The following is an 18,820-nucleotide window of genomic DNA, read 5'->3' on the forward strand; positions in this document are numbered from 1 at the left end:
CGTCTAACGTCTTTTTTCAATCTCAATACGTGATCCGTACATACAACGCACGAAAAACATATCCGCATCGGCGGTTTGTGGGGCATTGTCGCGCAAATACACACGTTCCCTTGCGTCGGCTTAACCCGTGTAACGCCACGTTACCAGTCCGATTGCCATGAGACCCGCGTATAGTTTGAAAAACACCTAAATCGGAGCCCAATATGAGCCTGTTTTCGCCCTCGGCCAGCTGGATCAGCGACGAACACCGCATGTTTGCTGATATGACCAATCGTTTCTTTGCAGACGAACTTAGTCCCAACATCGAACGTTGGGTGGATCAGGGCATTGTGGATCGCGATTTTTGGCGCACGGCAGGTCAAGCCGGCATCATGGGTGGCGCTATCCCGGACGAGCACGGCGGCGCCGGCGGCGATATGGGCTTCGAAAGCGTTGTAATATATGAACAAACCCGCACCGGGGATTGCGGATGGGGCTATGGCATCCAGTCGATCGTGATCCACTACATCACCGCTTATGGCACTGAGGAACAGAAGGCGCGTTGGCTGCCGGGGCTTGCATCAGGTGACATCGTGGGCGCGATTGCGATGACGGAACCGGGTACAGGATCTGATCTTCAGGCTGTGAAAACGCGCGCTGAGAAAGATGGGAACCAATACAAGATCAATGGCTCTAAAATCTTCATCACCAATGGACAGGCCGCAGATCTGGTCATCACGGTTTGCAAGACGGATCCAGATGCAGGCTCCAAGGGTGTCTCGCTGATCGTTGTTGAACCCGATCAGTGTGAGGGATTTCAGCGCGGGAAGAACCTTAAGAAACTGGGCATGAAAGCCAACGATACGTCCGAGCTTTTTTACCAAGACGTAAAGGTACCGCTGACCAACCTATTGGGCAGTGAAGAGGGGCAAGGCTTCTATCAACTGATGAAACAGCTTCCGTGGGAGCGCCTTTTGATTGCCATTCAGGCGTTGGGCGCCATCGATTTCGCCCTGGAACAGACCATCGCCTACACGCAAGAACGCAAAGCCTTCGGCCAGCGCGTGATGGATTTTCAGAACACCCGCTTCAAGCTGGCCGAATGCAAAACCAAAGCCGAGGTGCTGCGCAGCTTCGTGAATGATTGCATCGCACAGCTGATCGCCGGGACGCTCGACGCTCCGACGGCATCCATGGCGAAGTACTGGGGCAGTGAAGTGCAGAACGAGATTATGCACGAATGCCTGCAGTTGTTCGGAGGGTATGGCTATATGACTGAATACCCTATTGCCCGTCTCTATGCGGACGCCCGCGTGCAGATGATCTATGGTGGCACAAACGAGATTATGAAAGAGCTGATCGCGCGTTCGATCGACACCTAAAACGGAGCCCTTGATGCGCCCACTCGATGGATTGAAAGTTGTAGAAATACAAGGGCTTGGCCCTACTCCCTTTGCCGCCATGTGGCTGGCCGATATGGGTGCGGATGTTGTGCGCATCCAGCGCCCGAACCTTAAGCCACTTATCCCGCAAACGGTGGATGTTCTGAACCGTGGGCGCGGCTATGTCGAACTGGACCTTAAGGACAGCGCAGATCTTAAGCGCGCTCATGATCTGATCACGCGCGCCGACATGCTGATCGAAGGCATGCGCCCCGGGGTGATGGAGCGTTTGGGGCTGGGGCCAGAGGACTTTCCAGAAAATCCCGCTTTGATTTACGGCCGCATGACCGGCTGGGGCCAAACCGGTCCGCTGGCACAATCTGCAGGGCACGACATCAACTACATCGCGATCACTGGCGCGCTTCATGCCATAGGCGGTGCACATCCTGTGCCGCCCCTAAATCTTCTTGGCGATTTCGGTGGTGGTGGCATGTATCTGGTCGCAGGGATGCTGGCCGCACTGCACGCCGCGAAAACAACCGGGAAAGGTCAGGTGGTAGATGCCGCCATCACAGATGGCACCGCGCATCTGATGGCAATGATCTATTCGCTCTACGGCTCAGCCATCTGGGCGGACGAACGCGAAGCCAACCTGCTGGATGGCGGCGCACCCTTTTATACGGTCTATGAATGTGCTTGTGGCGGTCACATGTCTGTTGGCGCGCTTGAGGCGAAATTCTATGCCGAGCTTCTGGAACGCATCGGGCTGGCAGACGCTGACCTTCCTGATCAGCATGATGTCAACTCTTGGCCAAATCTACGCGCGAAGTTCAGTGCCAAGTTCAGGGAAAAAACACGCGATGAATGGGCCGAGCTGCTTGAGGGAACGGATGCATGCTGCGCACCCGTTTTGTCCTTAGCAGAGGCACCAGATCACCCCCACAATGCAGCGCGCAGTAGCTTTACCAAGCTGAATGGTGTGATCCAGCCCTCCCCTGCCCCTCAGCTTTCTGATCACACAGAAGACACCAAAGCTGGTTGCGATCAGACCCCGCAGAGCCTTCACGTCATACTGGATCGTTGGGCCAACTGACCCTTTCAGGGCTACTAAAAAATGCAACACCTCTGGCGAGGTCCATTAGGTCGACAAATTCGAAAAAAGGTCAACTTTCGCCCTTGCAAACCCCCGTCGGGCCAGTTACATCCCCGCCTACCGCGCTCTGGTAGCTCAGCTGGATAGAGTACCTGACTACGAATCAGGGGGTCGGGGGTTCGAATCCTCCCCAGAGCGCCATTTTCCATTTTGTCGAACGTCAGGCGAATTTGACCTTCGCGTCAAAAGTTGACCTTTTCCGCAAGAACCGGGCGTTCGTGAAATGTGCAACGAATGTCCAGTTCGAGCCCATCGTGACAGTCAAACCGAGACAAGCCTTAAGGGGTACGGGCGATATTTGTCGTTACGTTTCGTGTGACGCGGCTTCGTGTAACTATAATTGCTATGACGACTAGCGCACAGGCAATGAGTTGAGAAAAGGTTAGGGTTTCTCCGAATGCAAACATGCTGACGAAGAACATCGTCGGAAGTTCGACACTCCCGATAACTGCAGTGCGCGACGCTCCGATGATTGGCGAGCTTACGGTGTAAATCAACTGCGGGACGAGAGCGGACAAGACCGCAATTCCCAAAATCAACATCCATGTGTCAAAATCTTTGGGCAGAATATCGGCCGATGTCGAGCTTGCCACAAGGGGTGCCAGTGCCAATACGGATTCCAATGAAACTGAAGCGATCCTTGCAAGCGGGGGTATTCGCGAAAGGCGATGAACAAGCACGTATATGCCAAACCCGAACCCTAAAGGGGCCGCCAGAGAAATAGCCAGCGTAGCCAACTGGTTAGATGGAATCGCAGACGGATTGCCCGCAATAACGGCAGCCAAAATGATCAAACTAGAAGCAATCAAAGCTCGGTGTGATGGCGTTTCGGAAAATAGTGTCCACGCGATAACTACGGTGAATACGGGGTAGGTCATGTAGAGCACACCAACAGTTGACGCGGATATCGTCTCGACTGCTGTCACATATCCGATCCAGCCCAAACCCATTGCGGCACCCGCGCATAAACCCCAGACGAGTTCACGCCACGCTTTCAGCTGGCTCAGAAACGCAGGGAAGAGGATCACTGCGGCAATGACATATCGGTAAAAAGCGACTGCATGTGGGACAAGTCCTTGGTCGGTCAAATTTCTGCTGAAATACGGAACGATGCCAAAACAGACCGACGCAAATAGTACACCAAGTGCTGCCATTGTTTGTCTGGAGTTCAGTTTCTTCGCATCTGAAAGAGAAACTGTCATGTCAGAGAGGTATCACAGACCTAGCATCCGCCAAGGACCGTTTCCTCCCGCGACTTGCCCCTTGGCGATTGCAGAGGCGAAAGGTCGGTCTGGGTCAGAATACTTGACGTTTGGGTCAGTATTGCGTGGCGCGGCCCACTGATCAGTTTCAGAAAAACCGCAGCATCGAGTCAATGGTGCGCGACGCTCTACACCATTTTTGTGATACGATACAACGTTCGGCCCGCCGCGGCAGAGCCGTTCCTTTTTGACCAATAGCTTAGCCGGTCAGAGTTGGTTTTGGGCTAAGCCTGTAGTAGCTCGTCTTCAAAACCTGCTCCCGGCAAAGGTCTGAGGGAGCGAGTGCGATTTAAGTCAATGGGGTTGGCACGGCTCGCAGGCAGAAGCCAACAGGATTGCTCGCTGACGTGATATTTCGCCGCGAAAGGTTGAGGTGCATTGCGCCTGGCGTTTGGGGAAGTTCGGAGCACCAAAATCGCCGGAGTTGATTGCACGCCTGACGAGCCTCCCAAACGCCCTCATAAAGAAAAGGGCCACTGATGCGGCCCCCTTAAGTGTCTGTATCGATTTCAGATCAAACCGCTGCTTTAAGACTCTCATCCAAATAAATCTCGCGCAAACGAAGCGCTACTTTGCCCGGCGCACCACCGCCCAGCGCATGGCCGTCAATCTCGACCACTGGCATCACGAAGGCCGAGGCTGAGGTGAAGAATGCCTCGTCCGCGTTTTGTGCTTCTTCGATGGTGAAGTTCCGTTCTTCGATCTCCATCTGGGCTTCTTCAGCAAAGCGCAGAACGGCCGCACGGGTGATGCCGTGCAGGATGTCATTGGACAGGCCGCGGGTGATGATCTTGCCGCCTTTCACGATATAGACGTTGTTCGATGTGCCTTCGGTCACATAGCCATCTTCGATCAGCCACGCGTCATCCGCACCGGCAGCTTTGGCCATCATCTTACCCATCGACGGGTAGAGCAACTGAACCGTCTTGATATCGCGACGACCCCAGCGGATATCGTCGATCGAAATCACCTTCATCGACTTCACAGTCGCGGCCAGACCGGGCTTGTTCTGGGTGAACAGCACAACAGTCGGCTTCACCTTCTCGGGGTCCGGGAACACGAAATCACGGTCGCTGTCGGCCCCGCGCGAGATTTGCAGATAGACCAGACCCTCGTCGATTTCGTTCACCCGCACCAGTTCGCGGTGCACTTCCAACAAGTCTTCTTTCGAAATGGGGTTCTCGATACCCAACTCGTTCAGCGAACGCGCCAGACGTACAACATGACCTTCAAAGTCGATCAGCTTTCCGTTCAGAACGCTGGTCACCTCGTACACCGCGTCCGCAAACAGGAACCCACGGTCAAAGATTGAAACGCTCGCCTCGGTCTCGGGCAAGAACTCTCCGTTCACGTATACGGTGCGGGTCATTTGAGGTCTCCTTGATGTGACGCTACGGGGCATTTGACCCGCGCGGCGTTTCCTGTTGGGCTGTTGATACAAATACCGACGCCAGAGTCAAAGGAATCCCCATGCCCAGCGCCACACAATCCGCCGCCATCATGCTGACCGCCGGGATCGGCATACCGGTTCTGGCCGCCCTGAACGCCGCTTTGGGGCAGCGCATGGGGTCGCCAATTGCGGCCGGTGTGATCCTGTTCATGGTGGCGCTTTTGACCACTGTCATCGTGTTCTTGATGTCGGGCGCGTCGCTGAAAACCGCTACCGGATCGCCACCACATCTGTTTCTCGCGGGCTGTCTGGTTGCGTTTTACGTGCTGACCATCACTTGGGTCGCACCCAGTTTCGGCGTCGGAAATGCGGTGTTCTTCGTGCTGATCGGACAGTTGATCGCGGCAGCCGCAATTGACCATTACGGTCTGTTCGGCGCGCAAGTCACTCCGCTTACCTTCTGGCGCGTAGCAGGGATTACGGTCATGGGGCTGGGCGTCTTTCTGACCCAGATCGCCGGGCGCGGCTGACATCAGCCCCAAAGCGCGGCCTTGGGCGGGTGAACGCCCGCGTCGTCAAACTGAAGCGGAGTATCCCGGTCCTCGGCCAGCAACAGCGGCCCGTCCAGATCGGTGACCATGACCCCTTGGGCGACCAACGTAGCGGGCGCCATCGCAAGGGATGAACCAACCATACAGCCGACCATTACATCATAACCTTCAGCCAACGCAGCCGTGCGCAGCGCCAGCGCCTCGGTCAGCCCGCCAGTTTTGTCGAGCTTGATGTTCACCACATCATATTTGCCCTTCAGTTTGGGAAGGCTCGTGCGGTCATGACAGCTTTCATCAGCACAAACCGGCACCGGGCGTTCCATCCCGATAAGCGCTTCATCCTCGCCCGCAGGCAACGGCTGTTCCACCAGCCCAACGCCCAGCCGCACCAGATGCGGGGCAAGTTCGGCGTATACCTCGGCGGACCAGCCTTCGTTGGCATCCACGATGATACGGGATTTGGGGGCACCGGCGCGCACCGCTTCTAGTCGCTGCATGTCATCGGGCGTGCCCAGCTTGATCTTCAGCAGCGGACGATGTGCGTTTTTTGCGGCTTGTGCCTGCATCTCGGCGGGTTCCGCCAGTGACAGCGTGTAGGCGGTGATCTCGGGTCCCGGCGCGCTCAAACCTGCCAGCTCCCAAACCCGTTTGCCCGCTTTCTTTGCCTCTAGGTCCCAAAGCGCGCAATCCACCGCATTGCGTGCAGCCCCTGCAGGCAACAGATCATAAAGCGCATCGCGCGTGATGTCGCCGGGCAAGCCCATGATCTCGTCCGTCACGCTTTCAAGCGTTTCGTCATAGCGCGCATAGGGCACACATTCGCCCCAACCCGCATGATCACCATCCTGAACGCGCACGGTCAGAACTTTGGCTTCAGTGCGCGAGCCGCGCGAGATCGTGAAGACCTGCGCCAGTTTGAAAACATCTGCGGTGACGGATAGCTGCACGGGAGCCTCTTTCGTAACGTGAAATGAAAGGCCGGGTGGACCCAGCCTTGTCTAGTCTTACACGGCGGCCAACGCATCCACCAGTTTGCCCGCGCCATAACGGAACGGGTCCGTGGTCGGCAGGCCCATATCGGCTTCGACTTTGGCCAAATAAGCCTTCGCGTCGTCATCCGACAAATGCTGCGTGTTCACCGAAATACCGATCACCTGACAGGCCGGATTTGCCACCTTCGCCAGCGTCAACGCAGTATCGCGCAACGCTACCAGCCCGGGCTGCTGATACTCCGGCAAACCACGCATGTGTTCACGGGTCGGCTCGTGGGCAAGGATCAGCGCATCTGGCTGGCCGCCATGGATCAGCGCCATGGTCACACCTGAATACGACACGTGGAACAGTGATCCCTGTCCTTCGATGTGATCCCAGTGATCTTCATCATTGTCGGGGGTCAGATATTCGACCGAACCAGCCATGAAATCAGCAATCACTGCGTCCAAAGGCACGCCATCACCGGTGATCAGGATGCCAGTCTGACCGGTGGCACGGAAGGTCGATTTCATGCCACGCTCGCGCATTTCGGCATCCATGCACAGCGCAGTGTACATTTTGCCGACGGAACAATCGGTCCCGACAGCCAGACACCGCTTGCCGGTGCGCGTTTTGCCATTGGCAATTGGGTATTCGACTTCCGGGATGCGCACGTCGTGCAACTCCTGCCCGGTCGCTTCGGCGACGGCCACCAAATCGGGTTCATCGCGCAGAAGGTTATGAAGACCCGAGGCGAGGTCGAACCCTTCCTCCAGCGCCATCACCAAAACCTTCTTCCATTCTTTCGAGATCACACCACCCCGGTTCGCCACGCCAACCACCAGCGTTTTGGCGCCAGCAGCTTTAGCTTCCTGCAGGGACATGTCGGTCAGGCCAAGATCCGCGCCACAGCCTTCCATGCGGAACTGTCCCACGGCGTTTTCCGGACGCCAATCACGGATTCCAATGGCCACTTTTGCGGCCAGTTGATCGGGCGCGTCGCCCAGGAACAAAAGATACGGTGTCTTGATCATGGCCGTGGCCCTTTCGATAAAATGTTGGAGATCCTTCGGAGCATTTTCACGATTATGTGGTGCAAATCTTTGCGAAATCCCCCGAAAACACGACAGATAGGCAAGAAGCTACGACAGTTTGACGATATCACGCGAAATTCTTCGACACACTTTGGCAAATCCCTCGGAATCGTCCGATATGCTGCAACTGCAAAATAACCTTGCGGGCGGCGCGGCAATTTAATAACGATTGCAGCTAAGAAATCGCAACATCCTTACCGAAAGGCCCGCCATGTCCTTCCGACTGCAACCCGCCGCCCCGTCTCGCCCAAACCGCTGCCAGCTGTTTGGCCCGGGCTCAAACACCAAGCTCTTCCCGAAAATGGCGGCTTCTGCTGCTGACGTGATCAACTTGGATTCTCGAAAACTCAGTCGCGCCATCTGACAAAGACGTGGCCCGCGCCAATATCATCGAGGCCCTGAACACCATCGACTGGGGCAACAAGTACATGTCAGTGCGGATCAACAGCCTTGATACGCCTTATTGGTATCGCGATGTCGTGGACCTGCTGGAACAGGCCGGGGACCGCATCGACCAGATCATGATCCCGAAAGTGGGTTGCGCTGAAGACGTCTATGCCGTGGATGCGCTGGTCACCGCGATCGAGCAAGCCAAAGGTCGCACCAAACCTGTTAGCTTCGAAGTCATCATCGAATCCGCAGCAGGTATTGCACATGTGGAAGCTATCGCAGCCTCCAGCCCGCGCCTGCAGGCCATGTCGCTTGGCGCCGCTGACTTCGCAGCATCGATGGGCATGCAGACCACCGGCATCGGTGGCACGCAGGAAAACTATTACATGATGCGCGAAGGTGAAAAGCACTGGTCCGACCCGTGGCACTGGGCACAGGCCGCCATCGTCGCCGCCTGCCGCACACATGGCATCCTGCCTGTCGACGGACCTTTCGGCGACTTCTCGGATGACGAAGGCTACATCGCACAGGCCAAGCGTTCGGCCACGTTGGGTATGGTCGGCAAATGGGCCATCCACCCGAAACAAATCGCGCTGGCGAACGAGGTTTTCACGCCCTCTGAAGAAGCCGTTGCTGAAGCCCGCGAGATTCTAGCCGCGATGGAACAAGCCAAAGCCAACGGCGAGGGCGCAACCGTCTACAAAGGCCGCCTTGTCGACATCGCGTCGATCAAACAGGCCGAGGTAATTGTCGCTCAGTCCGAGCTGATCGCCGGACACTGAACGAAGGACACACTCCGACTGGCCCCGCAAATTGCGGGGCCTTTTTCGTTGGAACAGACTGTCGCAGGGCATCCGGTCGCATGGGCAAAACCTCAGTCGACGATAAATTGGCGGTGGGTCATGACGAGGCCTATTGGGGACGCATCCCAATCTGAAAGGTTCATTGATGAAACCGCTTCTAATCGCTACCGCCCTTACCCTCGGCCTTTCGGGGGCTGGGATGGCGCAAATGCAGCCGTCCAACCCAGCCGAAACTGGTCTTTCGCGGCCTGTTATTCAGCTGACTGGGATCTTGGCAAAGAACATGGATGTTCTGGAACTGAATGAAGATCAGCGCGCTGATGTCAAAAACTGGATTTCGACAATGCCGGCCAAACGCAAAGCGCTGGAAACCGAGACCGTCGAACTGCGCGCATCCCTACGGCAAGCTATCATCGAAGGTCAATCGACTGAAGATCGCCAGGCCATAGCTGACAAGATCGGCGCAAACGAAGTTAAACTGGTGATGATGCGGTCTAACTGCACCGATCACTGGCGCAGCGTACTAAGCGAAGATCAATTCGCGAAACTCATCGCGATGGCAACCGGTTAAGATTGTTGTGGTGGGCCTAACAGCCCGCCACATCCTCACTTAGACCAAAGTCGCATGAAGTCCCTTTTGCTTTGGTGTGAGCCTATTGCGACAAACGAAACGCAAAAATCTTGCCCGGTTGCCGCTTTCAGAAATAGAGCAGCAGTTGTAATACCGCGCGTCAAACGGCATATAGTTCTGAACGACATGCAATCAGGCTGACTTATGACCAATTATCTCGAGTTTGAAAAACCGCTGGCCGAAATCGAAGGCAAAGCCGAAGAACTGCGCGCGCTGGCGCGTAACAACGAAGAGATGGATGTGGAAGGCGAGGCACAGGCGCTTGATGCAAAGGCCGAGAAACTTCTGAAAGAGCTTTACGAGGGCCTGACACCGTGGCGCAAATGCCAAGTCGCGCGTCACCCCGATCGTCCACATTGCCGTGACTACATCAAAGCATTGTTCACAGAATACACTCCGCTTGCGGGTGACCGGAACTTTGCTGACGACCATGCTGTCATGGGTGGATTAGGCCGGATCGGCGACATCCCTGTTGTCGTTATGGGCCAGGAAAAAGGCCACGACACAAAGACGCGGATCGAACGCAACTTTGGCATGGCCCGCCCGGAAGGTTACCGCAAGGCGATCCGATTGATGGATTTGGCCGATCGCTTTGGTCTTCCCATTGTGATGATTGTCGACACCCCCGGTGCCTATCCCGGCAAAGGGGCAGAAGAACGCGGCCAGTCCGAGGCGATTGCGCGGTCCACCGAACGCTGCTTGAACGTGAAATCCCCGGTGGTTTCGGTGATCATTGGCGAAGGCGGATCGGGCGGCGCGGTTGCGCTTGCGACGGCCAATTCGGTCATGATGCTTGAACATTCAATCTACTCCGTGATCTCGCCCGAGGGCTGTGCGTCGATCCTGTGGAAAGATGCCGAGAAGATGCGCGAAGCGGCCGAAGCATTGCGCCTGACGGCTCAGGACCTGAAGCAGCTTGGCGTGATCGACCAGATTATTCCGGAACCCATGGGTGGCGCACAGCGCGGTCGCGACGAAGCGATTTCTGCCGTTGGCGGCGCCATCGAGGCCGAGTTGAAAAAGCTGATGAAACGCCAAAAAGGCGACAAGCTTTTGAAAGAGCGTCGCGAGAAGTTCCTGAAGATGGGATCGAAGGGTCTGGCGGCTTAAAGACCAGATCACGCTTTCGTGGGACGGGTTGGAAGCCCGGCCTTCGTCCACAATATTCACAGGAACCACATATCAGGAGGGTTCCCCGTGGATTGGAAAGCATTTCTTGCAGAAACCGAACGCAATATTGGACATCTCGCCAAGGACGTACCCAACACGATGAAGGGTTTCGGCCAGATGGGGACCGCCGCAAAGACCGACGGCGCGCTGAGCGAGAAAACCAAGGAACTGATTGCTCTTGGCATCGCCATCTCGACCCGGTGCGACAGCTGCATTGGCTTCCACGTTCGATCCCTTGTCCGTCTGGGCACCACGCTGGACGAATTAAACGAGGCCCTTGCCATGGCGACCTATATGGGCGGCGGCCCGTCATTGGCATACAGCGCCAAGGCACGTGACGCCTATGCGCAGTTCAGCGCCTGACGGCTACCAAAACGTGGCTTTCGCCCTCTGGGGCCATTCCTTGTCATAGCTTGCGCCGTCAAATGTGCCAGACGTCATCTCTTTCAACATGTCGCCTACACTGGGCAGGCCTATACTTTCGTCGCCGGCACTCCAAATACCAGAGCGCATGATGGCGCGGGCACATTGGGAATAGATTTCGTGGATACGGATAACAGCCACGGTCCGGGGCTGTTTCCCAGTTTTCTCGAACCGGGCGCATAGATCGGGATCAGCGGTAAGCTTTGCTTCACCATTCACACGCACGACATTGTTGGACCCCGGCACCATAAACATCAATGAAACACGGGGGTCGCGCACGATATTGCGCAAACTGTCGATGCGTTCATTGCCGCGCCAATCCGGCATCGCCAAGTGATGTTCATCCAATTCAAGCACCACGGGACCATCATCTCCGCGTGGGCTGCCATCGGTGCCCTCTGGTCCAATCGTCGTAAGAACACAGAAACGCGACGCCATAATCCAAGACCGATAGGTGGGCGTCAGTCGATCTGCGACCTTGACCAAAGACGCCTCTCCGGGCGTGCCGTAAAGCGCCTCAAGCGCGGCTTCACTTTCGATGAAATCCATTAGCTCTCCAGTTTCAGCCCGGCTTCTTCCATCAGGGTATTCGAGCCTGTTTCAACAGCGGCTTCCACCTTCACCATGAAGGGTTCCACCTCAAACCCTGGTTCGATCGGATCGTGAAATTCGAGCACAGCAAGGCCAGGGTGGCGCATGATGCCATGACGCTTCCAGAACACACCGACATTGGTTGATGCCGGAACAACCGGTAGACCAGTTTCATTGTAAAGCACGCCGATCCCAACCTTGTAGTTCTTCTTTGCCCCGGCAGCGACGCGCGTGCCCTGAGGGAAGATCACAAGCTGCCCCGGTTCCGTTTGTCCATCTTTCACAGCGGCAACCATCTGCTTCATCGCAGCGCCCTTCTTGCCACGGTTAACTGGCACCGAGTTTGTGTAAACGGCGTATATATTGATAATCGGCGCCCATTTCAGTTGGCTTTTATAAATGAACTTCAAACGCGGTAGGACGGATGCCAGCAGCAGGATATCGAAGAAAGACTGGTGTTTTGCAGCGACCAAAACCTCGCCTGTTGGCACCTCGCCCCGGATCTCGCTTTTCAGGCCGATCATCCAAGACGCAGTCCAACGGACCCAATTGCAATAGAAGTGGATCACCTTGAACGCGTTATCGCGTTTGATCCACACAAGCGGGACACCCACGAAACCAACGATTGGCAACATGATGTACATCTGAGTGATGAACAGAAGTGACCTTAGCCATTGAAATGCGTGGCGCATCAGCGTTTCTCCTGCAAGACGGTCAATGCTGCCTGACGGGTGGCTGCGAAAGCAACCAACGCTGCGAATGGCGGGATTAGGAATGGCCACAGCCATTGCCACCCCTGCAAGCCCAGCCCGGTCAGGAAGCCGCCTTGTTGGCCAGCAGATGGTAGAAGAAACAGAGCCAACGCCCCCAGAACCGTACCAACAGCAGCGCCCGCTAGTGCACGCAGCGTGTAGCGGCGCACGAACGCATGCGCGATATAGCTGTCGCGCGCGCCGATGAGACGCAGAACCCGAATGACCTGTTCGTTGGCGGACAACGCAGCCGAGGCCGCGAGTGTGATAACCACGCCAGCAAGGGTCGTGATTAACACAATCGCCAGCCAGCCCAGAGATCTCAGCCGTTTGGCCGCTTTCACCAATGGCTCACGCCAACGCGCGTGATCATCCAGAATGGCACCCGGCGCTTCACCAGCCAATCGGGCGCGAAGACCGTCAGCATCGAACCCTTCATCATCCTCAATAACCTCAACCAGTCGCGGGATTGGAAGGCGATCAAGCGGCAGATCTGGACCGAACCAAGGTTCAAGCAAAGCGCGCTGCTCTTCCTCACCCAATGGTCGCGCTTCTTTCACTCCCGGTGTTGTGGCCAGAATTTCGGTCACGGCAAGAAGCTGTGCGTCCATCTGGTCAGCCGGGGCAGAAATGCGAATTGTCGCGCTTTTCGCCAAAGCCTCGCCCCAACGATCAGCAAGCCGACCTGTTGCCAAAGACAACGCCAAGGCAAACACAGCAAGGAACGCCATTGCCGCAGAAGCAAACACCGTCAAGCGAGCTGTGAATCCGGTTGGTGGAACCACGCGATCCGCTTGGGCATCGCCAGACAGGAACCGAAGCAGGGTGGGTAGGAAGCTCTTCATAGATCCGCCCCCGCCAGAGTTATCTGATGGTTCGAAATCCGAAGAACACGCGCCTGAACATGCGATTTTGCAGACCGGATCAAGTTCATATCGTGGGTTGCGATCACCACTGTCTTGCCCATGCGGTTCAGTTCGATCAACAGCTGCAAAAGCCGTAACGACATTTCCCAATCCACGTTACCTGTTGGCTCGTCGGCAAGAATGACATCCGGAGACATGATAACCGCCCGCGCCAAGGCCGCGCGTTGACGTTCACCCCCGGACAATTCTGGCGGCTTAGCATCGGCCTGTCGCTCAAGTCCGACCCACGCCAAAAGGTCTTGCAGCTCAGACGGATCATGCAACGACCGGCCAGAAACGGTCAGTGGAAGCATCACGTTTTCTGCCAAATTCAGATGATCCAAAAACTGACAATCCTGATGCACAACGCCAATGCGCCGGCGCATCTCGGCGATATCGTCCCGCTCCATCGCCTGAACATTCTGCCCAAACAGCGCGACATGCCCCTGTTCGGCGACCAGTTCGCCATAACAAAGCTTCATCAAGGTGGTTTTGCCTGCGCCTGAAGGACCAGTCAGAAAGTGAAAAGACCCTTGCGCCAAAGACATTGAAACACCGGACAATAGTGTCCCGGTGCCATACCCGTAGGCGACCTGTTCCAGCTCGATCAATTTGATGTCCTCGTGCTTACTTGTCGCCAGTTGTGCCTCAGCTAGACGATTGTTTCAATGTGCGACACAGGAGTGTTTGATTTTCACAACATCTTTGCTCATATTACTCATGAATAAGGCAATGAATATCCTGCCAGTTTTAGGGGAACGGGAAAAAATGCGTTTGGTTTGTCCCAATTGCGGTGCTCAATACGAAGTTGATGATCGCGTCATGCCCGAGACGGGTCGAGATGTGCAATGTTCGAATTGTAGTCACACCTGGTTTCAGGCCCCAGCTCCATCGACGCCATCTGATGATGATGCTCAGGAACCCAAGGTCGAAATTTCCGCCCCCGCTGCATCTGATCCAGAGCCAGAACCCGAATTAGTAGATGACGCGCCTGAAGCACCTGAGGCCGAGTTGCCGGAGGTGGAAGATGACGAAGACACTTCAGAACTAGAAGAAGCAGTCGCTGCATCCGTCACCCCACCGCGAACAGAAGTCAGCGAAGACGTCAAACAGATCCTGCAAGAAGAAGCCCAGCAAGAGCTGCGCGCGCGCGAAGCGGATCAAACTGGATTGGAAACGCAGCCCGATCTTGGTCTGGATGCCGCGCAAGAGGTCGAAGAAGAGCTTTCTGAACGCATCAAGCGCATGAAATCCGAGGAAGAAGTTCCTGAAGAAGCAGTCACAGAACGCGAACTAAAAAGCCGCGATATGCTTCCTGATATTGAGGAAATCAATTCGACCCTCGACGCTCCAGCAGAAGCTGAAAACGAAAAAATCGATTTAAGCCCAACCGGCGCCGAAGTGGCATCTGGCCGCAGCGGATTTCGTCGTGGGTTCAGCCTGACACTGCTGTTGGCAGTGCTTTTGGTTGCTCTCTATGTGCTGGCCCCCATGATCTCTGCCCGCTTCCCACAGGCACAAGGTGCATTGGACCAATACACGACCATGGGTGATGGCGCCCGGCTTTGGCTTGAAGGCGCTATGCAATCGGCCATTGAAAAGATGCGCACCCTCATGGCGACCTCTTCAGAAGGTTAAAACGTCCAATTTCAGATTAGGGACGAACATTTGGTCGCCTGACACGACGGATGTTCTATGTACCGTTCCCTACCCACCCATAAGTGCTGTGGGTCAGTACACCAAGTTCAGCATTAGCAACGAGACCAGCATGAAGATAACGGTCATTATGCCGCCGCTCTTGATGAAATCCTTCACCTTGTAGCCAGCTGGACCCATGATCAGCGCATTCACCTGATGGGTTGGGATGATGAACGAGTTCGACGTAGAAATAGCGACAGTCAGCGCGAACACCGCAGGATTACCGCCCGCTGCTATGGCGATCGAAACTGCCAATGGCACCAGCAACACCGTTGCACCAACATTGGACATAACCAGCGAAAATGCGGTGGCCAAAACGGCAATGCCAGCCTGCAAAGCCCAAAGTGGCCAACCATCAAGAAGCACCAAGATGCCCTGAGCAATCCATTCCGCCGTCCCGGTGTTTTGCACAGCTTGACCAAGCGGAATAAGACAGGCCAGCAAGAAAACGGTGTTCCAGCCAACGGCCTGATAGGCTTCGTCGATCGACAGCACGCGGGACAGCAACATCCCGACGGCACCCGTCAGAAGACACAGTGACAGCCGAACATCCGTAAACAAGATCATCGAAATAGATATCGCAAAAAATAGCATCGCCCACCCAACCTTGTGTGGACGAAGCTCCTCTTGCGGGAAATCGGATGTCATGATGACCAGATTGCGATCATCCTTCAGCCTTGTCAGATTGTCCCAACGCGTGTGGGACACAAGCATGTCCCCCACCTGAAACTCGACCAAACCAATGGCGGTCGGCATGTGATCATCAGTTTCAACATGGCTTAACGTTTCTTCACCACGATGGATCGCCAGCAGCGACAGGCCATAGTTCTTCCGAAGAAGCAGCTCGCGCGGAGATTTCCCAATAAGGTCGGATTCCGGGGGGATCACGATCTCGGCTATACCCGCATTTGTGGGGGCAAAATCCTCTCCAAAGACATCAAGCTGTGGAAGCACATTCAGGCCGTATTTTTCGGCAAATGCGTCAATCACCATCTTCCGGCCGATAATGGCCAAGCGACAGGGGGCTGCGATCTCAGCCGTCAGCACCTGCACCATCGAGGTCTTGCCGCGATAGAAGGTGGAGATAATGTACAGATGATTGTCCAGATTTACGTCTGCCAAAATCTGCCCAACAAGTGGACTGTCCTCAGGAACCTCCAGCTCGTACACCTCGGCCTTCAGCCCATAAACGCGTTTCAGATAGGCAGACATCCCATGCCCGACAGAGCCATCACTGGTTGCGCCCCCGCCCGGCAGCACCCAGCGGCCAAGCAAAAGAAAGTACAGAATTCCGGACAAGACCAACACCGCCCCAATCGGTGTCACAGAAAATAGGCCAAATGGCTCCATCTTCTGATGCTCTGGCAATGTCGAGTTCGCGGTTTGCAGCAAATCATTCAACAAGATCAGCGGGGAAGACCCAACCATGGTCATCGTCCCGCCCAAGATCGCACAGAAACCCATGGGCATCGCTAGGCGGTTCATCGGGATCCCGGAACGCGTCGAAATTCGACTGATCACTGGAAGGAACAATGCCGCAGCCCCAACATTCTGCATAAAGCTGGAAATCACCCCAACTGTGCCCGCAACAATTGGCTGAATACGCGCCTCGGTCGAGCCGCCACGCTTCATGATCGTAGCAGCGACTTTGTTCATGATGCCGGTTTTATCAAGCCCGGCCCCAACGATCATAACGGCAATGATTGAGATCACAGCGTTTGAAGCGAACCCGTTGAACAGCTCGTTTACGTTGGCAAGGTTGGACAATGGCGGCAGGTAACTAAGAATCCCCAGCAGGACCAAAACCAAAATGGCCGCCAGATCTATTCGGACTATTTCCGAGACAAAAAGAAAAACTGTGAATGCCAACAAGGCGCAAACAACGCCCATCTCAAACGTAAAAAAAACCTGTTCCAAACCGCTCCCCACACACTTCTTTTAACCTTAAGTACCAGTTTTAGAAGGGTTTGTCATTTCGCACGCATTCGACAGCGATGTATCCGCACTCAGGACACCAACCTATTGCAACCAAGCCACCACGCTGCTTGCCCAACCATCAATGATCTATCCCCGGAAAACGACAAAGCCCGCCATAGTGGCGGGCTTTGATCAAAGCGACAAATCGCTGATTTTGGTTGCGGGAGTAGGATTTGAACCTACGACCTTCAGGTTATGAGCCTGACGAGCTACCGGGCTGCTCCATCCCGCGCCAGTAGTAGAGCGTATATAGGGCGATGATTTAGGAACCACAAGCGCAATCGGCAAAAAAACCGTCACAAAATGCGGGCGGCAAGAGGTGGGCGTGACTTTGGGTTCCTCCTCCGCTAAGTCTCTGGCAACGCACGAGGGTTTCATGGACGGCACGCTTGCAGTTTTGTTTCTTCTGACAGGGTTGATCGACATGTTCGTCAATCACTGCGACCGCGGCTGCGTGAAACCCAGTATCGAGGCCGTTCGCCATGTCGCTTCGGCCGGTGCGCTGATCTTTGAAGCCGATTCCATTGGCGGCGAAGCTTACTATCGCTACGACGCCCCCATCAGCTTTGGCCCTTTCCGCCCAACAGTCGGAGTGTCCTTCGATACTCTCGGAGATGTTTGGGTCGGCGTTGGAGCGGTAAACGAGTTTCGCACGCCCCAAGGTCCCGGCTACGCCGAGCTGAGCTTCATGCCAGGCTGGTGGATGCGATCAGAGGAAGGGCCCGTTCTGGGCTACCCCTTAGAGTTCCGGTCTGGGATCGAGGCTGGATACTATCGGGACAATGGAGAACGGGTTGGTGTGTCGCTGGATCACCGGTCTAATGGAGATCTGAATCACCCCGTTCCGAATCCTGGACTTGAGACGTTGCTACTTCGCTACGCGCGATAGTTTCACACTGCATTCTCAAGGTCGTTCATCGCCGTCGCCTTCGGCGCCCCTGCCTTTGCTACTTTGCGCGCTAGGTCGAGAGATATGATGGCATCCAACGCCAACCGAAATCTAACGTCCCGCGCCGCGCGTGCTCTCAGCTGATTAACATCCCAGCACAACAGTTCGCCCTCCTCTGCCATAACGACCGTTGCAGAAGCCTTTTCGTTCGTCAGAAACGCGACTTCACCAACAAAGTTGCCGCTTCGCATATGAAAGCAGCTGCCCTGCTTTTGCACATCCACCAGTCCAGAAATGACATAGTACAGGTCGGGAACTTCCGCGCTTGCGGTCGTTAACACTTTGTTCTTTGGGTGATTTTCCCGTCGCGCCATTAACATTAGTTTTCTAAAATCCCCAGGAGGGAGAGCGCTGAACGAAGGATAGAGATCTATATCCCGCTTCGGAAGGATCCATCTGGACCTCCTAATGAACAGATTGGACAACCCAATCAGGTTCGCCATTCCGGTGGCAGTACTGGCCCATATTGCAGGCCAAAGAGGAGTATCGGCCACGACGGCATAATACCAAATGTATAGACCGGTGCCGATCAACAGCATCACCCGCAGGATCACCTGATTGATGATCAAATAGCCAAAAACAAATGTGGCCGCTGCGGCGAAAACTAGGACATCAGGCGACATGTACGGACGCTCCTTATCTCTAGGGACGATGCGTCAAACCCTGCTTTGCGATCATTCCAAGGATGGCTTATTCCAACAGATTACTCAGGAGAACTGCTCGTCACCAGAACATTGATTGGGGACGT

At 55.4% G+C, this 18,820-nt stretch carries 18 protein-coding genes, 2 tRNA genes and 1 pseudogene; 10 read left to right on the forward strand and 11 right to left on the reverse strand.

Annotated elements, in window-relative coordinates; translation table 11 throughout:
- Positions 1-203: 203 nt before the first annotated feature.
- The 3 genes from AC0L6A_RS15870 (at position 204) to AC0L6A_RS15880 (ending at position 2,655) form a co-directional block, all read left to right on the forward strand.
- Complete coding sequence (locus AC0L6A_RS15870; protein WP_473291353.1) at positions 204-1,361, forward strand: acyl-CoA dehydrogenase family protein; 1,158 nt, start codon at positions 204-206, stop codon at positions 1,359-1,361.
- A gap of 13 nt (positions 1,362-1,374) precedes the next feature.
- The gene (locus tag AC0L6A_RS15875; RefSeq protein ID WP_473291354.1) at positions 1,375-2,454 is read left to right on the forward strand and encodes a CaiB/BaiF CoA transferase family protein; all 1,080 of its coding nucleotides are present in this window, start codon (positions 1,375-1,377) and stop codon (positions 2,452-2,454) included.
- Between the two features lie 124 nt (positions 2,455-2,578).
- Positions 2,579-2,655, forward strand: a tRNA-Arg gene (locus AC0L6A_RS15880).
- Between the two features lie 137 nt (positions 2,656-2,792).
- Here the strand turns inward: AC0L6A_RS15880 and AC0L6A_RS15885 are convergent.
- The gene (locus AC0L6A_RS15885) at positions 2,793-3,716 is read right to left on the reverse strand and encodes a DMT family transporter (protein ID WP_473291356.1); all 924 of its coding nucleotides are present in this window, start codon (positions 3,714-3,716) and stop codon (positions 2,793-2,795) included.
- Between the two features lie 574 nt (positions 3,717-4,290).
- Entirely contained in the window at positions 4,291-5,145 is an 855-nt protein-coding gene (locus tag AC0L6A_RS15890; protein WP_473291358.1) for a D-amino-acid transaminase, read from the reverse strand.
- Between the two features lie 101 nt (positions 5,146-5,246).
- Between AC0L6A_RS15890 and AC0L6A_RS15895 the strand changes: the two genes are divergently transcribed.
- A complete protein-coding gene (locus tag AC0L6A_RS15895; protein WP_473291359.1) occupies positions 5,247-5,696 on the forward strand; it encodes a DMT family transporter in 450 nt (149 codons plus the stop codon).
- 2 nt (positions 5,697-5,698) lie between these two features.
- On the opposite strand, the gene dgcA is transcribed toward AC0L6A_RS15895, so the two are convergent.
- Positions 5,699-6,664, reverse strand: coding sequence for an N-acetyl-D-Glu racemase DgcA (dgcA, locus tag AC0L6A_RS15900; RefSeq protein WP_473291361.1), 966 nt, complete (start codon positions 6,662-6,664; stop codon positions 5,699-5,701).
- A 57-nt stretch (positions 6,665-6,721) separates the two neighbouring features.
- On the reverse strand, positions 6,722-7,723 hold the full coding sequence (gene dgcN, locus AC0L6A_RS15905) for an N-acetyltransferase DgcN (protein ID WP_473291362.1): 1,002 nt from the start codon (positions 7,721-7,723) through the stop codon (positions 6,722-6,724).
- 271 nt (positions 7,724-7,994) lie between these two features.
- On the opposite strand from dgcN, the pseudogene AC0L6A_RS15910 reads away from it, so the two are divergent.
- From AC0L6A_RS15910 to AC0L6A_RS15925, 4 genes and pseudogenes are all read left to right on the forward strand, one after another.
- Positions 7,995-8,955 (forward strand): annotated as a pseudogene (locus tag AC0L6A_RS15910) (L-malyl-CoA/beta-methylmalyl-CoA lyase).
- A gap of 166 nt (positions 8,956-9,121) precedes the next feature.
- Positions 9,122-9,547 carry a hypothetical protein gene (locus AC0L6A_RS15915; RefSeq protein ID WP_473291363.1) on the forward strand — a complete coding sequence of 142 codons (426 nt, stop codon included), beginning with the start codon at positions 9,122-9,124 and terminating at the stop codon, positions 9,545-9,547.
- A 204-nt stretch (positions 9,548-9,751) separates the two neighbouring features.
- Complete coding sequence (locus AC0L6A_RS15920) at positions 9,752-10,717, forward strand: acetyl-CoA carboxylase carboxyltransferase subunit alpha (protein ID WP_473291365.1); 966 nt, start codon at positions 9,752-9,754, stop codon at positions 10,715-10,717.
- 87 nt (positions 10,718-10,804) lie between these two features.
- Positions 10,805-11,140 carry a carboxymuconolactone decarboxylase family protein gene (locus tag AC0L6A_RS15925; RefSeq protein WP_473291367.1) on the forward strand — a complete coding sequence of 112 codons (336 nt, stop codon included), beginning with the start codon at positions 10,805-10,807 and terminating at the stop codon, positions 11,138-11,140.
- A 3-nt stretch (positions 11,141-11,143) separates the two neighbouring features.
- Here the strand turns inward: AC0L6A_RS15925 and AC0L6A_RS15930 are convergent, their stop codons facing one another.
- Genes AC0L6A_RS15930 through AC0L6A_RS15945 form a run of 4 tightly spaced genes read right to left on the reverse strand, consistent with a single transcriptional unit; the run spans position 11,144 to position 14,059 of the window.
- Positions 11,144-11,749 carry a pyridoxamine 5'-phosphate oxidase family protein gene (locus AC0L6A_RS15930; protein ID WP_473291369.1) on the reverse strand — a complete coding sequence of 202 codons (606 nt, stop codon included), beginning with the start codon at positions 11,747-11,749 and terminating at the stop codon, positions 11,144-11,146.
- A complete protein-coding gene (locus AC0L6A_RS15935; protein ID WP_473291371.1) occupies positions 11,749-12,483 on the reverse strand; it encodes a lysophospholipid acyltransferase family protein in 735 nt (244 codons plus the stop codon). The genes AC0L6A_RS15930 and AC0L6A_RS15935 overlap by 1 nt, the downstream gene beginning before the upstream one ends.
- Complete coding sequence (locus AC0L6A_RS15940; protein ID WP_473291372.1) at positions 12,483-13,388, reverse strand: cell division protein FtsX; 906 nt, start codon at positions 13,386-13,388, stop codon at positions 12,483-12,485. The genes AC0L6A_RS15935 and AC0L6A_RS15940 overlap by 1 nt, the downstream gene beginning before the upstream one ends.
- Positions 13,385-14,059: a cell division ATP-binding protein FtsE gene (locus AC0L6A_RS15945; protein ID WP_473291374.1), complete on the reverse strand. Its 675-nt coding sequence runs from the start codon at positions 14,057-14,059 to the stop codon at positions 13,385-13,387. The genes AC0L6A_RS15940 and AC0L6A_RS15945 overlap by 4 nt, the downstream gene beginning before the upstream one ends.
- Before the next feature lie 109 nt (positions 14,060-14,168).
- On the opposite strand from AC0L6A_RS15945, the gene AC0L6A_RS15950 reads away from it, so the two are divergent.
- A complete protein-coding gene (locus tag AC0L6A_RS15950; RefSeq protein ID WP_473291375.1) occupies positions 14,169-15,086 on the forward strand; it encodes a zinc-ribbon domain-containing protein in 918 nt (305 codons plus the stop codon).
- Between the two features lie 93 nt (positions 15,087-15,179).
- Here AC0L6A_RS15950 and AC0L6A_RS15955 read toward each other — a convergent pair whose 3' ends face one another.
- Together AC0L6A_RS15955 and AC0L6A_RS15960 are read right to left on the reverse strand one after the other, a co-directional pair.
- Positions 15,180-17,063, reverse strand: a complete 1,884-nt coding sequence (locus AC0L6A_RS15955; protein WP_473291376.1) for an SLC13 family permease — start codon at positions 17,061-17,063, stop codon at positions 15,180-15,182.
- A gap of 215 nt (positions 17,064-17,278) precedes the next feature.
- A tRNA-Met gene (locus AC0L6A_RS15960) sits at positions 17,279-17,355 on the reverse strand.
- 144 nt (positions 17,356-17,499) lie between these two features.
- On the opposite strand from AC0L6A_RS15960, the gene AC0L6A_RS15965 reads away from it, so the two are divergent.
- Entirely contained in the window at positions 17,500-18,012 is a 513-nt protein-coding gene (locus AC0L6A_RS15965) for an acyloxyacyl hydrolase (RefSeq protein ID WP_473291378.1), read from the forward strand.
- 2 nt (positions 18,013-18,014) lie between these two features.
- Here the strand turns inward: AC0L6A_RS15965 and AC0L6A_RS15970 are convergent, their stop codons facing one another.
- Positions 18,015-18,695 carry a cyclic nucleotide-binding domain-containing protein gene (locus AC0L6A_RS15970; protein ID WP_473291379.1) on the reverse strand — a complete coding sequence of 227 codons (681 nt, stop codon included), beginning with the start codon at positions 18,693-18,695 and terminating at the stop codon, positions 18,015-18,017.
- Between the last annotated feature and the right edge of the window lie 125 nt (positions 18,696-18,820).

This window comes from Aliiroseovarius sp. D2-2 (assembly GCF_055809455.1).